Raw genomic sequence first — 15765 nt, forward strand, 5'->3', positions numbered from 1 at the left:
AAGAAAGGAGCCGGCAGCATGCGGCTCCTTTTTTTCTGTTATGGAGTGGTCAGTGAATTGCTTCCTGCGGACCACACAGCCTCGTGGCCTGTGTGAGCTTTTCCTGGGAAGCAGCCGCGCCCCGGATTGGCCTGATCCTGCCGACCCCATTTGTGATGAATGGCCTCCTTTAACTTTGCTGGCAGGCTTTGTTTGATTTTACTCGCTTGCTCCTCTGACAGTTTGCCGTCCTTTACCGCCTTGGAAATCCTGGAGGCGGTTGCTGTCTCCAGCTTGGACAAATACTCGGCCTCATTCCAGCCTTTTGAGGCTTGAACAACTTGAACGAGGGATTTGCCGGTTTGCAGCTGCTCCATCAGTGCTTGCGGCTTCATATTTAGCAGCTCAGCCGTATTGAATACCACATGGCATTTGAAGAAGCGGCCTGCTTTATGGGAATGCTCCATTTTAGCAGGGGAAGCTGGCAGCGGGGCAGCTTGAGCATGCCCTAGATTCAGAAATAGTGTCCCTGGCATGAGCAGGGCCGTGGCAAGAAGAAGGTTAATCCGGAACTTTTTCCAACCCTTCATGGACATTTCTCTCCTGTTCGTATAGAATATTTTGGTCTACGCCTTCTATTTTGGTCAAATTTCCTATGAATTTTTCTTAAGATTTGCTTAGTTGAATAAAATTTTAGTTTTCTACGGCTTGCTTCTATAACATCTTAATGGATTCGTAAAAAATACCGGGTAATATATAGAGATACTGCTTGTCATTTTAGGAGGGGTGCATTTGACTTTCGGTGCCAGAATGCTAAAAACAGGCTTAGCTGTTACTTTAGCACTTTATGCCAGTGTATGGCTGAACTTTTCTTCGCCAGTCATAGCCGCGGTGGCTGCCATTTTTGCCATGCAGCCTTCTATTTATCGTTCATGGCGTTATTTAATGGACCAGCTTCAAACCAACACGCTCGGGGCTATCTTAGCGATGCTGGCGGGTACCGTGTTCTCCAAGGAACCCTTTGCGATCGGTCTTGTCTGCATTTTGGTTATTATGATCTGTTTAAAGCTGAAGATGGGAGATACGATTGGAATTACGCTGGTGACGGTCGTGGCCGTTATGGAGGCGTCGGGTCAATGGGAATTTGCAGTGAATCGCTTTGCGATGAGTTTGATCGGGATTGTATCGGCATTCTTGATCAACATTATCGTATTTCCACCAAAGCCTAGAGTACAATTTGTGGTTCAGGTCAAGAAGACCTTTGAACAGCTATCCCTGCTGCTGCGTACAGCGGTGTCCGACGAAATGAAAGAATCCGTATTTCGTAATGAGAAGCGTTCGCTTGAGGATTCAATCAACTCCTTAGGTGATAAATATAAGCTTATGGAGGAAGACCAGAAGAAGCTTAAAACTCCCAAGTTTGCAATCAGCCGTCAGCTGGTCGTCTACAAACAGATGTTGAATACGCTGCGAAAGGGCTATGAAGTGCTTGAAGCGGTAGAGGAGCATTATTTCCAAGCTGTAAGAACTAAGGAATTGAACGAGATCTTTGATGAGCATATGGAGAAGCTGATTAAATTTCATGAGCATGTCATGTTGAAATTTGATCATAAGCTGAAGCCTGGAATTGTAGAATCGAAGCTGCTTGAGCGAGAGAACGATGCTTTCTTAAGAAGCATGCTTGACCGTTATGCGGCTCAGCGGGAGGGCGTATTAAGGTTGTCCATTGTATCTGCGGTTATGTATGATTACGGACATCAGCTGGAACGCTTGAACAGGCTGGCGGATCACTCTCCGGATCTACCGGATTCGTAGTGTTAAGGGTAGACAAAAAAAGTCCCGCCGACGGCGGGACTTTAACTATTATACCCGAATGGGATTGAACTCTAAGACACAAACTGATAAAATGAAAAATGGACTTTCAAATGGGAATGACTTGAATATTAATATCCTAATAAGATTATATCATGTGTATTTCTATTTGTCAATAGGTATATAAGAGGCTACGAAGGAGTTGATCAGTATGGCGGATCAGGACTGGCAAGAGGAACAGGAACGTGTAGGCCAGGTTACGGAGGTTATTCGCGAGCGCATAAGCCGTCTGGAATATGAGGCAGGAACGGTACGTTCAGATGTGGTTGAGATGCGGAAGGATTTCTGGGATGAAGTTACTGTTAACTTCAGTGAGGCAGATGATGTAGGTGAGACTTCGACCAGTTTAAGGCAGCAGTCGGAAGTGCTGTCAGATCGGGAACGAAGCCATAAGCACGCCTATGCCGCTCTTGGCAAAATGAAGCGGCTGCTTCAAAGTCCTTATTTCGGCCGGATTGATTTTGCTGAGACGGGGGAAGCTCCTGAAGCGATATACCTGGGTATAGCTTCCCTGCTGGATAACGATGACGAGACGTTTCTCGTTTACGACTGGCGTGCCCCGATTTCCAACCTTTATTATGACAGTGCTCCGGGACCTGCATCTTACCGCACACCAAGCGGAATCATTGATGGGGAGATGCTGCTGAAGCGGCAGTTTGTGATTCGTGACGGTGAAATTAAGCTGATGTTCGATACAGGGGTCACCATCGGCGATGAATTGCTGCAGCAGGTATTGGGCCGAAGCTCGGACGCCCAGATGAAGAGCATTGTCGCCACGATTCAGAAGGAGCAGAACCGGATTATCCGCGATGATAGAACGCGCATGCTCATTGTTCAGGGAGCTGCCGGCAGCGGAAAGACATCTGCTGCGCTGCAGAGAGTGGCTTATCTCTTATATAAATACCGGGAAAGCTTAAAGGCTGACCAGGTTATTCTATTCTCACCTAACCCGATGTTTAACAGCTATGTGTCTACCGTACTACCTGAGCTCGGCGAAGAGAACATGCTCCAGACGACGTTTCAGGAGTATTTGGAGCGCAGGCTGGGCAGAGAGTTCCAACTAGAGGATCCCTTTGTGCAAATGGAATATGTACTGTCGGCGGGACTTGAGCCGGGCTATGATGCTAGAATCGAAGGAATCAGATATAAATCCTCGTCCCTTTATCTTAAAGCCATTAACCGGTACCGGGATATCCTGGAGCAGAGCCGCATGATGTTCAAGCCGCTCAGGTTTCAAGGGAGGGAAGTTATTGGCGCGGAGACGATCAAGGAGAAATTCTATGCTTACGATCCCTCGATCACGCTTGCTAACCGATGTGATCTGCTCAGAGAGTGGATGCTTAAGGAACTGGCGGAGTTTGCCAGAGGGGAGCTGAGCGAGCCATGGGTCGAGGAGCAGATTCAACTGCTGGATATCGAGGACTATCAGCGGGCGTATCAGCGGTTGCGGCGTCAGAATCGGAAGAAAGAGGAGTCGTTTAGCGATTACGAAGATGAGAAGCGCATCCTTGGCAAAATGGTTGTTAGCGACCGACTTAAGCCGCTCCGGAAATGGGTAAAGGCCCATCGCTTTGTGGATGTTAAGGGCCTGTATCAGCAGCTTCATACGGATCGTGCTCTGATGAGTGATGCCGCTCAAGGGGACTTACCGAATCATTGGGAAGAGATTTGTGAATATACACTGAAGAGGCTTGCACAGGGAGAGATGGCATATGAGGATGTAACCCCGTTCTTATATCTTAGAGAGCTGCTGCTTGGGTTCCATTCTAACGGAAATATCCGTCATGTCTTTATTGATGAGGCACAGGATTACTCTCCGTTTCAGCTTTTCTTCTTGAAGAGGCTCTTTCCAAGGGCCCGAATGACAGCCCTCGGAGACTTAAATCAGGCCATCTATGCTCACTCCTCTGTTCTGCAGCAGACCTCTGCCTTAACAGATCTGTATGGTCAGGATGAGACAGAGCAGATTACGCTGACCCGAAGCTATCGCTCGACTCGTCAGATCGTGGAATTTACGCGCGAAATGATTCCGGGAGGGGAGCATATTGTTCCGTTTAACCGCGAGGGGGAATTGCCTGAGGTACGAGAAGTGAGCAGTCTGGAGCAGCTTCACGTTCAGATTCGCCAAGACATTGAGGGACTTCGGGCGCAGAATTATGAGACCATCGCTGTGATCTGTAAGACTGCCGAAGAAAGTGCTAAGGCCTTTGAAGAGCTTGGCTCAATACCGGATGTTAAATTGATTAAGAAAACTACCTTGTCCTTTGAAAAAGGGATTCATATTATTCCCGCCTATCTTGCCAAAGGTGTGGAGTTCGATGCCGTGCTGATCTACAACGGATCGGCAGATCAGTATGCCAGAGAAGCGGAGCGCAAACTATTTTACACGGCTTGCACAAGAGCTATGCATCTGCTTCATGTCTATACGGTCGGCAGGGTCAGTCCGTTCGTAGAGCAAGCTTCCAAGGATTTATATCTCTTTAACAGGGTTTAAGTCCTTTAAGGGGGAATCTGTGAATAACAAGGCTGCCTTTCATCCACAATAACGACTAATGGACATGATTTGTCGTTACTGAAAGGTGGTCGAAGAGCTTGGGCACACGAAAAGGGGATTTGGTTGCACTTGCGTCTATTCCGGTGATTATGACACTTGGAAATTCCATGCTGATTCCTATATTGCCCGAAATATCGCGGGAGCTAAATATCAGTTCTCTCCAGGCGAGTCTGCTGATTACAGTTTATGCTGTAGTGGCAATAATCCTTATCCCTATCGCCGGTTATCTATCTGATCGATTTGGCCGTAAGACCGTGATCATTCCAAGCTTGATTCTTGCTGGAATTGGCGGCGCTATTTCCGGGGTTGCTCCATGGTTTGGAGAGAACCTTACGGCTTACTGGATCATATTAGGGGGGAGAGTTCTCCAAGGGATCGGTGCCTCAGGTGCTTTTCCCATCGTAATTCCGTATGTAGGGGATATGTTTGATGATGAGGAGGAGGTCAGTAAAGGACTGGGCATTATAGAGACCTCTAATACCTTCGGCAAGGTGCTAAGTCCGATTTTGGGAGCCCTGCTCGGAGCGTGGCTTTGGTATCTTCCGTTTCTGACCATTCCTTTTCTGTGCTTGGTTTCACTGCTCATGATGATTTTTCTGACAAAGTCACCCAAGCTGTCACGTGAAGCGCCGCCCGTAAAAGAGTTCCTTCATCAAGTGTTTCAAATTTTGAAAAAGGAAGCCAGATGGCTTCTGTCTATTTTTGCGATCGGCGGTATATGCATGTTTCTGCTCTTCGGGGTTTTGTCCTACCTCTCCGATGAACTGGAGACCGATCATGGGCTGCGGGGTGTCGTTAAAGGGTTGGTGCTTGCCATTCCTTTAGCTGCGCTGTGCTTGGCTTCGTACCTGACCGGGAAGAAGATCGGCAACAACAAAACTTTGATGAAATGGAGCAGTGTTGCCGGCATGGTTCTTTCTGCTGCATCGCTGTTTGGCGTCGGATTATTCAATAATATTTACTTCGTGATTGCCTGCTTGCTGGTTTGTGGGATCGGCATCGGCATTGTCCTGCCCTGCACGGATTCTCTAATTACGGAGGGTATTGAGAAGGAAATGCGGGGGACGATTACTTCGCTGTACAGCAGCATGCGGTTTATAGGCGTGTCTTTGGGGCCGCCCGCAGTAACTATCTTGGTAGGAACCAGCCATATGACCTTGTTCTTTGTTATTGCTGGTATTGCGGCTATTGCCGTTCTGCTGATTTTGTTCGCCATCCGTCCCAAGCCGGAAAAACAGCTTAAACAGAAGCAGCCGAAAACTGCTCCTCAAGGGTAAGCTTTGGGGAATTAGTTTTCCTATAATCTCCATACCTTTTTTGGAAATTTATCATAGTCATGCATCCATGCATCCCTGTACAATTTTCGAAGCAGTTGTATTTAAGGGGTGTGGTTAAAGGATGAACAATAAAAAGTGGCTAGTTCCGGCGGACTCATCATGACTGTTGTGTCCAGATTCGAATTTGGCTGCACTGGCGGGAAGAGTCCTTGTACCAGCAGGATCAGAACTTCTTCTGGAAGTATCATGAAGAGATGACTCGCAAGCAGGGGGGATAAGCATGAGACATGTGCCACGGAGGAATTTATCTTGAGTCTGGTCCAAGATGCTATTCCTCAGGCTGATCTGGAGCGGCTGAAGACATCTCATACGAAGGAATCGCAGCTGTAATAAACCAAAATTAGCTTTACATATGGATAACATGAAGCTCCAGCTTCTTAGCTGGAGCTTATTTGCTATGGCTTACTAGCGGCTTCTTCAAAAAAAGGATTTTGGCCCGTTCAACTTTTTTGGTATGATAGAGCATGCGAGGACAAGGCAGGCCCTAATCTCTATGAGCGCTTATAGGTGATAAGCGCCTGTAGGTTCGTGGAGCATTGGAGCACTTATTCGAGCATAAGGATCATGTTTAATTCATTGATTTTAATATTATACTACAGGCCGGGATTTTCGGTTAAAGTTCGCATATTATTTGGAGGGATTATAAATGAACGGCAAGCAAGCGGCAGGATATCGGGCAGTGGAGCTGATTGAGGAGGGAATGACAGTTGGACTCGGAACAGGCTCAACAGCCTACTGGGCCATTATGAAGCTTGGAGAGAGGGTGAAGGAAGGTCTGAAAGTGCGGGCCATTGCAACTTCACTAGCGTCAGAGAAGCTCGCCCGTGAATTGAATATTCCACTCGCCGCGGCGGCGGATATTGAGCGCATTGATCTTACAATAGATGGTGCTGATGAGGTCAATCCGGATATGGCTTTGATCAAGGGCGGAGGGGGCGCACTGCTGCGCGAAAAGATGGTTGCCCTGCAAAGCGACCGCTTTATAGTCGTGGCGGATGCCAGTAAAGATGTGCCATGCCTAGGTGGATTTAAACTTCCCATCGAGATCATTCAATTCTGCCATGAATGGACCCTTCGTAAACTCCAGGAGAAATATGCTGCAGCTTTTGAATTGCGGCGTAAAGACGGCGAGCTCTACATAACTGATAATGGAAACTATATCGTAGATGCTGCTTTTGGTAAAATTGAGAATCCGGCCAAATTGGCAGAAGAGCTCAAAGCGATTACGGGTGTAGTAGAGCATGGATTGTTCGTAAACATGGCGGATATGGTCATTATTGGCCATGAGGACGGAACGGTGAATACACGAAGTCGTTCCTAAGAGAGACACCTAAGGTTTAGGCTCTCGTGAGAACAATTCATCTTTTTGGGTAAACCTAGTATGAGAGAATGAAGGCTGTCCTCAGACTAAGCGAACCGAAAGGAGACTTATGGCATATGGACCGTTTTGAGCAGGCAAGACAGGCAGAGACGGATTACCATAAAAGGTTCTACCGTGAAAACGAAGTATTTGAGAACGGAACCTGGATTTCAGAACCGAATCGGATCGTCATGGAACTGTTGGAGCGTGTTCCAGATTCTGATCCTCAGGTGCTTGACTTAGCTTGTGGTGTTGGCCGGAATACGCTGCCGATAGCCTCTATTCTTAAGGAGTCCGGAGGGAGGATCACAGGAGTCGATCTGCTTGGGGATGCGGTAAACACATTGAAAAAGAAAGCCCGGGAGCTCGGACTTGACGATGTGGTCGTCGCTGTAGAATCGGATGCAGAACAATTTGATATTAAAAAGAATGCTTATGATTATATTCTGGCTTGTTCCTGTCTGGAGCACTTATCCTCGGAGGAAGCGATGCTTCAAATGATTGACCGCATGCAGCAGGGGACTAAGGTAGGAGGCATCCATTGTCTGTCCCTCTGTACGGATGTTGTTGAAATTGATAAGGTAACCCGTGAGGCGATGGAGGCTCTCATTGAGCTGCCCTTGTCTTCGGATCGGGCTTGGCAGCTGCTGAAGGAACGATATATGGGCTGGAATGTACTGAGAAGACAAGTGGTTCCGCAGTGTATCGATGAGACGAAATATGACAAATCTATTGAATTTCGCACGAATTTGCTGACCTTTGCGGTTCAGAAAGTATAGGCGTTCATTTTAAAGGAGGATTTTATCGTTGTTATTGGATATGAAGCCAAGAATCGCAGAGCCTGAGCTTCAGGAGCTGCTGGGATATGCTGTATTTCCCGAGCAGACGGCTCTGGACCGAGCGACACATAGCTATTTGGCCGAGGAGACCAACAAGCTCCTAGGTCTGATTGATGAAGAGGCAGATATGCCGATCGGGCTCATTGGTTACAGAGTGGATGAGACGAATCAGCTGCAGCTTCTCCATATTTCCGTACATCCGGAATATCGGGGACAAGGGTATGGCAGGCTGCTTGTTCTTGAGGTATTAACGAAAGAGAACCCTGAACGAATCATTGCGGAAACCGATGAGGAAGCCGTGGACTTTTACCGCAATATTGGATTTGTAGTTGCCAGCAAGGGTGAGCTGCCAAATGGAATTGAGCGATTCCGCTGCGTATATGAGGTTGAAGAAGAGGACGAGGATGAGGCATAACGTTACAGCCGGTGAGAGATCACCGGTTTTTTTGTGTTTTCTAAAGTTCTATGATGGGATGTGATGAGATTAAATTGACAGAAGCCTAAATGGGGGATATAGTTTCATTGTTGAACTGTTTTATTATCGAACTGTTTTGTGTATCGAGAGGAGGGATGATATGGATAAACAAAGTCTAGCTACTTGGTATAACCGTTATATGGAGGCCTGTTTTGCTGTCACCAGACGAACCAATGCGGAGATTATGGAGGCGGTGCACGATGATCTGACTTCAGATCAATACCAGATTCTACGATACATTGTTCAGAAGGGAAGGTGCACCTCCACAGAACTATCAGAAACCTTTAGGGTGGGGAAAAGTTCAATTACTGCCATGATTACAAGGCTGGTGGACCGTGGAGTTCTGGAACGAACCAGGGATGAAGCAGACCGGCGACTGGTGTATCTTTCACTTACTGAGCATGGCAACTCCGTATTTGATCAGGCCGAATTGAAGGTGCAGGAGCTCATTTTGTCCTATCTCGATCATTTTGACAGGCAAGAGGTCGAAACCTTTATAGCGACATTTGAGAAGTTGGCTCGTTTAGTCAGTGAAGGGAGCAAAGAGGTATGAAATTCATATTGAAAGCAAGATGGTGGATCGTTCTGCTGTGGCTTGCATTAGCGGCAGTCTTAATGTTCACCGCGCCTTCCATGGCCGACCTCGTACGAGAGAAAGGGAACGTCACTGTACCTGACGGCTACTCCTCCTCTAAGGCATCTGCTATTCTTGCCGAGGTGTCAGATGCGAAGGGGGGAGAGAAAGAGAGTCAGATTGCGCTCGTCTTCCATGATGAGAATGGCATCTCAAATAGCAATAAGCAAGACATCGGGAAGGCTATTGATCAGCTGCGAACCAAGCAGTCGGATATCGGAATCGTCAAGATTACGGATCCTTTCTCTGTCCCGGAAGCTGCAGACAAGATGATCTCCAAGGACGGGAAGACGATTCTAATTTCGCTTTCTGTCAGCCTGGGGGACCGCAAGCTGAAGGATATTGAGGGTGATATCAAGAGTTCGCTAAGCTCCGTAAAGGTCGATCACTATCTGACCGGCCAGGAGCAAATCAATGAGGACACGGTCATCAGCTCCGAAGAAGGACTGAAGAAATCGGAGTACATTACGGTTATTTTTATTCTCGTAATTTTGTTTGTAGTATTCCGTTCCGTTATTGCTCCATTTGTTCCACTGCTGACCGTAGGGATCAGCTATCTGGTTTCTCAGCAAATTGTAGCGTATTTGGTTGACTATGCTGATTTTCCGATATCTACGTATACCCAGATCTTTATGGTTGCCGTCCTGTTCGGAATCGGAACGGATTATTGTATTCTGCTGATCAGCAGATTCAAGGAAGAATTGCAGCATACAGATGATGTATGGGAAGCGATTCAGACGACTTACCGTACAGCAGGGAAAACGGTGATTTTCTCAGGTCTGGCTGTTCTAGTCGGATTCATGGTCATCGGATTATCGCAATTTATTCTGTATCGTTCTGCTGTGGCTGTGGCCGTTGGGATTGCTGTTATGCTGATTGCACTCTTAACGATTGTTCCCTTCTTTATGGCGGTACTGGGCAAGAAGCTGTTCTGGCCGGCCAAAGGGTCACTGGAGCATAAGGAGAACCGGTTCTGGGGAGCTATCGGTTCCTTCTCACTGAAGCGCCCTTGGGCTGCATTAATTGTGGTAGCTGTGGTAACCGTCCCTTTCTTGGTTACATATACCGGCAAGGTGTCCTTCAACAGCATGGAGGAAATTGGCGAAGGCTATGACTCGGTCAAGGCTTTTAATATTATTGCCGACAGCTTTGAGCCAGGGGAATCACTGCCGACACAAGTGGTTATTAAAAACGATGAGCGCATGGATAGTGCCGAATATATGGCGCTTGCCGAGAAGATTAGCCGCGAAGTTGGCAAGACGGAGGGTGTAGCTAGTGTGCGGGGCCTGAGCCGGCCGACTGGGGAGGAGATGGATGAATTCCAGTTGAACTCCCAGGTTATGACGGTTGGAAAAGGCATTGGCCAGGGAACCGAAGGACTGAATACGATTCAAAGCGGATTGTCTGAAGCCAGCAAGGCGTTGAGCCAAAATGCGCCGAAGCTAAAAGCAGCCGCAGATAGCACGGGTCAGCTGGTTGAAGGAACAGCAAAGCTGAAGGACGGTGTCGGCCAGCTAAGCGACGGCCTTGCCGCGATTGAGAAAGGTATTCGCAGCGGATCAAGCGGGGCAGGCCAGCTGAAGGATGGCTTGGCTAAGGCGAAGAAAAGCGCTCAGCAGCTGGCTTCCGCCGAGGAGCAGCTGCTGAGCTCATACAAGCAGCTTGGTGCAGGCTTGAAGCCGATTGCAAAAGGCGTAGATCAGCTGTCGGAGCAGCTTAACAGCGTGGCCCAAGGATTGACTGGGCTAAATGGCCGCTTTGCCAGCCTGGAGGGGCGCTACCCCGATTTAGCGCAGGATGCAGATTATATCACGATTAAGGGGACTGTGACCCAGACGGGCCAAGGAGCCTCGCAAATTGCAGCAGGACTCCAACAGGTTCAGAGCTCCCTCTCGAAGGTATCTGCTGGAATGGTGCAGGCTAATCAGGGCTTTGCTCGAGCCGCTGCGGGACAAAAGGCGCTCGCGGGTGGGTTTGATCAGCTGATTACCGGCATTACACAGCTGGAGAATGGTCTGGATCAGGCAGCTTCCGGACAAGGACAAATCATAAGCAAAATACCGGATGTCGTTCAAGGGCTGTCACGGATTCAAGCAGGCCAGGAGCAGATCCAGACTGGGTTTGGGCAGTTCTCTGGACAGATTTCTCAGCTGACGAGTGGTTTGGACCAGAGTGTGAGCGGGATCTCCCGAGTGTCTGGAGGACTCGAAACAGCGCAAATTTACCTTACACAAGTAGCAGATACGGACAACGGACTAGGCGGCTGGTATGTTCCGGAGGAAGCCTTGCAAAATGAACAGATTACGCAGGTGTTCGATACGTATCTGTCCCCTGACCGCAAGGTAATGACCCTGGATGTAGTTCTGTCTGATAACCCCTATGGGATTAAGGCAATCAATGAAGTAGATCAGATCAAGGCTTCGGTTGACCGTGCAGTGAAGGGCACCCCACTTGAGAATGCTGACATTGCCGTGGGCGGTGTGAGCAGTACCTTCAATGATTTGAAGCAGATCTCGCGCGACGATTACACCCGTACTGTCATTCTGATGCTTTCCGGTATCTTTATTATCTTAGTGCTGCTGCTTCGTTCGATCGTTATGCCGCTGTACTTGATTGCTTCTCTAGTATTAACGTTCTACACCTCGCTTGGGGTGACAGAACTTATTTTCGTTAAATTGCTGAATTATTCCGGCATTAGCTGGCCAACCCCATTCTTCGGATTTGTCATGCTGGTCGCTCTGGGGATTGACTATAGCATTTTCCTGATGGACCGGTTTAATGAAAATAAAGAGTGGAACATCAAGGATGCAATGCTTCATGCCATGCGGAATATGGGGACCGTTATCCTGTCAGCGGCTGTCATCCTCAGCGGTACCTTTGCTTCCATGTACCCTTCCGGTGTTATGTCGATGCTGCAAATTGCCACTGTAGTTCTGACAGGGCTCGTGCTATATTCCGTTGTAGTTCTTCCGTTCTTCATTCCGATTATGGTAAGAATGTTCGGCAGAGCGAACTGGTGGCCGTTCCATCGTAGAGCGGCTGAATCAGAGACGGGCACAGAGTTGAAGCTGTAGCTGCAGCAAAGAAATTCATGAAGAAACGCCCGGCCAATATGGTCGGGCGTTTCTTTGGATTTTACTAGGGCTATGGCTACGGCTGCAGGAAGATTCCTCGAAGCTATAAAGTCATGCGCTTGAGAAAGCTTCGGGCCGCCCATTTTCGATCCTGGCGGCGCTTATATTTGGGAACCGAGCGGTATACCGTAATGGACTCTGTGAAGGCATGCTTAGCTTCCTTTTTTCTGCCCAAGGATTGATAAACACTACCCAGCAAGTAATACGCCTCACTTGATGAAGAGTGCGAGGAGCTGAACTGTTCTGCATAGCCGATCGCTTTGTCCGGGGAGCTTGACTTAAGCGCGGAAGCAAGCTTCAGAAGGGGCTGGCCGTATCGAACTCGCTCATTGATTTCTAGGGCTTTGAGCATATAGGCCTCGCCTTTTTCCAGGTTGCCTAGTCCCAGCTCGGCCTCTCCGTAATCCACCCAGAATTCCGCGGATTGCTCCGAGTGGGGCAGGGCTTCATTAAGCAGTTCGTGGGCCTCGGTATACTTCTTGCGTTCCAGAAGCAGTCTTGCCAGCTCACGCCGCACAGAGTTATCATGTGGACTGAGCGACAGCTGCTGTCTTAGACGAGAGATGCTTCGCATTCGGCGGATCGGTCTGCCGATGCTTGGGAAGATTCCAACGAAGCGGCGATCGATCACATACAACAAGGCCAGCATAATGACTAGCGCTATGAAAGGATTACCTATAAGCCAATACAGAAGGGAGAATAGGAAAAAAATCTTCATAGTATACCTCCCATAGTTTCGTTTCCTTTTATTATAGCACCTATTTTTTGCTGATTTGGTATGTGAATACCCAAACGGCTTTATTTCCGGAATAACGTCCGCGATTTTCGGTGACGGTCACAGTGAGCTTGACAGTAGTTTTATTGCTGGATAGGGATTTGAGGGAAATGGACTTCTCTGCACTTCCTTCGTCAGGGATTTTATCTTGCTCGACAGCGTAGCTTTTCAGTATGATTGAATTTTTGGCGTTCTTAAGGGTGATGGAGTCTCCAACGTCTAATGATTTGCCGTCTACAGAAGCTGACCAAGCCCATTCGTTGCCCACGTGATCATTGCTGGTAAGTTCTGCGCTTACTAACTTGACCGTATAGGTCTTGGCAGAGCTTTGCGAGCTTGATTTCCCATAGGCTTGTCCTCCAGGAAGCAGCAGGGCTGTGCTGAATACGAGGAGAAGTGCTAGTGAGATGAGGGAGCGGAAAGAATGCTTTTCTTTCATGGACATTACACACCTTTCAAACTGGTTATGTCTCTAATATAGAGAGAATGTATAATACAACCTTCAATATAAGGTGTGTGGTAAGTTTTGGCAATATAAAAAGCCGCCTTCTTTATAGAAAGATGGCGGCAACATGGACGAATCTCCTTTAATCTTATTGCTGGTAGCCGCTTTGGCGTTCGGCCAGGTTCTGGATCGAGCTGGAGATATTAGAACCAAAGCTTGGCGCTGCTCCTTGGCTTCCGAAGCTGCTTTGCCCAACTTGTCCAACTTGTCCAAACTGTCCAGCTTGTCCCATTCCCGATTGGCCATAGCTGTAAGTGCCGAAGGAAGGCTGGCTATATCCGGTCTGCATGCCTCCAGAGAAACTTGGGGATTGCACAGAACTTTCGATTTGATTCACCAATTGGGAAATTTGCTGGAATTGCTGGGAGGCTCTATGATGACCTTGTAACGCCGTTTGAATCGTTTGTGCGGCTCTTCGTTCGCGTTGGGCAAGCTCCTCCAGACGCTGCGCGTTCTGTTGTTCTTGCTCCAGCATTTGCTGGTACATATTTGTGGCTTGGCGGGTTTGCTGCTCTAGTTCACGAATCGTTTGCTCGATTTGACGGATTTGCTGAGATACATTTACAAAATTCATTACGGTGAGACCTCCCTGATTTTAGTTGTTGTTTAATCGACTATAGCGTGACCTACTTTAGGGAATTATATGCAATTATAATCTTAATTTACATTTGGGGAGGAACTAATTTTGCGGCGAAGATTAGAACAGCAACTGAATTTCATTCGGGAAATTGATCGGCTAAAGGGGATTTTACGTCAGACGATTCTTATGGATAAATCACGGCGGGAGAACGATGCTGAGCATTCATGGCATATAGCCATGATGGCCGTGCTGCTAAATGAATATGCTGAAGTTCGCAGTCTGGATCTTTTGAAAGTGCTCCGTATGCTGCTCATTCACGATATTGTCGAGATAGATGCCGGAGATACGTTTGCGTATGACGCTGCTGGCCATCTGGATAAATTTGAGCGGGAGGAAAGGGCAGCGAAGCGAATATTTGGGCTTCTGCCTAAAGATCAAGCAGATGAGCTGCTGAGTTTATGGATGGAATTCGAAGGGGGCGATACTGCTGAAGCTGGCTACGCTAGAGCCATGGATCGGATTCAGCCGCTTCTGCACAATTATTATACAGAGGGAGAGGCGTGGCGGAAGCACGGTGTAGCCCGCAACCAAGTGCTGGCAAGGGTGGCCGAGCTTCAATATACGGTACCGCCTTTGTACAGCTTTGTAACTGAGTTGATTGATGATGCAGTGGTAAAGGGATATTTAAGGGGATAATCGGGTAATCAATAAGGTAGGCTCTATGTACGGAGCAGTTGAATCCGAACATTAACGGAGAGAGGAGCGACGTGAAGAGATGTATACCTTAGTTTTGCTTAGACATGGGGAGAGTGAGTATAACCGGGCGAACCGGTTTACCGGTTGGACGGATGTTGACCTTTCAGAGAAAGGAATTACCGAAGCGAAAGAAGCGGGTAAGTTGATGAAGCGAGAAGAGTTCGTTTTCGACATCGCTTATACCTCATATTTAAAGAGGGCGATCAAAACACTCTTTCTTGCTCTAGAGGAGATGGACCTGCTCTGGATTCCTGTCAAAAAAAACTGGCAGCTCAATGAACGGCATTATGGTGCGCTTCAGGGCCTCAGTAAGGCTGCCACCGCAGTGAAATATGGCGATGAGCAAGTCATGCTGTGGCGCAGAAGCTATGATATCCTGCCGCCATCGCTTACCAAAGAGGATGAGCGTTATCCGCGTAACGATCCCAAGTATCGGGATGTTCCCGACGAGCATATCCCCCTTACAGAAAGCTTGAAGGAGACCGTTGTACGTGTAGAGGATTATTGGCTAAGAGAGATTGCTCCCCAGATTAAAGCGGGGAAGAAGGTTATTATAGCTGCACATGGCAACAGCTTGAGAGCATTGGTTAAGTATTTGGAGAACATCGGGAACCAGGAAATACTGGATTTGAATATCCCTACCGGAACCCCTCTTGTCTATACGCTTGATGATGATTTGAAGCCCTTGGAGAAATACTATCTGGGAAGCGAACGCCGTACAGAGCGGAAGATCGAAAAGGTTGCCAACCCCGGAACAATCATGGAATGAACAAAGCGCCTTTCTGCCAGCAGGAAGGCGCGTTGTTCATGAAGTTTACAAGAACTATCGAACGATGCCGTTCGCTAATATCTATATGAGATGAGATCATCCCAAAGCTGAGAATTAGTTTACGATTTTGTAACCTTTAGTTTGGGGGATTACCTTATTATCGATAATGATCCTATTATTAGGAAAAATATTTAAT

Annotated in this window: 14 protein-coding genes; 10 read left to right on the forward strand and 4 right to left on the reverse strand. The window is 47.9% G+C overall.

All coding sequences use genetic code 11. The annotated features are described in order from the left end of the window. Positions 1-38: 38 nt before the first annotated feature. Positions 39-569: a hypothetical protein gene (locus DCC85_RS08380; RefSeq protein ID WP_108465168.1), complete on the reverse strand. Its 531-nt coding sequence runs from the start codon at positions 567-569 to the stop codon at positions 39-41. Between the two features lie 202 nt (positions 570-771). On the opposite strand from DCC85_RS08380, the gene DCC85_RS08385 reads away from it, so the two are divergent. From DCC85_RS08385 to DCC85_RS08420, 8 genes are all read left to right on the forward strand, one after another. Continuing rightward, entirely contained in the window at positions 772-1794 is a 1023-nt protein-coding gene (locus DCC85_RS08385) for an FUSC family protein (protein ID WP_108465169.1), read from the forward strand. A 208-nt stretch (positions 1795-2002) separates the two neighbouring features. Continuing rightward, positions 2003-4345, forward strand: a complete 2343-nt coding sequence (helD, locus tag DCC85_RS08390) for an RNA polymerase recycling motor HelD (protein WP_108465170.1) — start codon at positions 2003-2005, stop codon at positions 4343-4345. A 98-nt stretch (positions 4346-4443) separates the two neighbouring features. Beyond that, positions 4444-5682 (forward strand): bacillibactin exporter BcbE, encoded by a 1239-nt coding sequence (locus tag DCC85_RS08395; RefSeq protein ID WP_108465171.1) that lies wholly within the window; start codon positions 4444-4446, stop codon positions 5680-5682. A gap of 706 nt (positions 5683-6388) precedes the next feature. After that, a complete protein-coding gene (gene rpiA, locus DCC85_RS08400; protein WP_108465172.1) occupies positions 6389-7063 on the forward strand; it encodes a ribose-5-phosphate isomerase RpiA in 675 nt (224 codons plus the stop codon). Between the two features lie 116 nt (positions 7064-7179). Then, a complete protein-coding gene (locus tag DCC85_RS08405) occupies positions 7180-7881 on the forward strand; it encodes a class I SAM-dependent methyltransferase (protein ID WP_159081820.1) in 702 nt (233 codons plus the stop codon). 28 nt (positions 7882-7909) lie between these two features. Further along, positions 7910-8356, forward strand: a complete 447-nt coding sequence (locus DCC85_RS08410) for a GNAT family N-acetyltransferase (RefSeq protein WP_108465174.1) — start codon at positions 7910-7912, stop codon at positions 8354-8356. Between the two features lie 160 nt (positions 8357-8516). Then, complete coding sequence (locus DCC85_RS08415) at positions 8517-8969, forward strand: MarR family winged helix-turn-helix transcriptional regulator (protein ID WP_108465175.1); 453 nt, start codon at positions 8517-8519, stop codon at positions 8967-8969. After that, positions 8966-12124, forward strand: a complete 3159-nt coding sequence (locus tag DCC85_RS08420; RefSeq protein WP_108465176.1) for an MMPL family transporter — start codon at positions 8966-8968, stop codon at positions 12122-12124. The genes DCC85_RS08415 and DCC85_RS08420 overlap by 4 nt, the downstream gene beginning before the upstream one ends. Positions 12125-12227: 103 nt before the next feature. Here DCC85_RS08420 and DCC85_RS08425 read toward each other — a convergent pair whose 3' ends face one another. The 3 genes from DCC85_RS08425 to DCC85_RS23355 form a co-directional block, all read right to left on the reverse strand. Further along, positions 12228-12902 carry a tetratricopeptide repeat protein gene (locus tag DCC85_RS08425; protein WP_108465177.1) on the reverse strand — a complete coding sequence of 225 codons (675 nt, stop codon included), beginning with the start codon at positions 12900-12902 and terminating at the stop codon, positions 12228-12230. Positions 12903-12942: 40 nt separating this feature from the next. Continuing rightward, on the reverse strand, positions 12943-13398 hold the full coding sequence (locus tag DCC85_RS08430; RefSeq protein ID WP_108465178.1) for a hypothetical protein: 456 nt from the start codon (positions 13396-13398) through the stop codon (positions 12943-12945). A 154-nt stretch (positions 13399-13552) separates the two neighbouring features. Continuing rightward, the gene (locus DCC85_RS23355) at positions 13553-14038 is read right to left on the reverse strand and encodes an AMP-dependent synthetase and ligase (protein WP_234414388.1); all 486 of its coding nucleotides are present in this window, start codon (positions 14036-14038) and stop codon (positions 13553-13555) included. Between the two features lie 111 nt (positions 14039-14149). Between DCC85_RS23355 and DCC85_RS08440 the strand changes: the two genes are divergently transcribed. Together DCC85_RS08440 and gpmA are read left to right on the forward strand one after the other, a co-directional pair. Then, positions 14150-14740 (forward strand): HD domain-containing protein, encoded by a 591-nt coding sequence (locus tag DCC85_RS08440; RefSeq protein ID WP_199909989.1) that lies wholly within the window; start codon positions 14150-14152, stop codon positions 14738-14740. Between the two features lie 79 nt (positions 14741-14819). Continuing rightward, positions 14820-15569: a 2,3-diphosphoglycerate-dependent phosphoglycerate mutase gene (gene gpmA / locus DCC85_RS08445; RefSeq protein WP_108465180.1), complete on the forward strand. Its 750-nt coding sequence runs from the start codon at positions 14820-14822 to the stop codon at positions 15567-15569. Positions 15570-15765 lie beyond the last annotated feature (196 nt).

Origin of the sequence: Paenibacillus sp. CAA11, assembly GCF_003060825.1 — a bacterium.
Taxonomy (GTDB): Bacteria; Bacillota; Bacilli; order Paenibacillales; family Paenibacillaceae; genus Fontibacillus.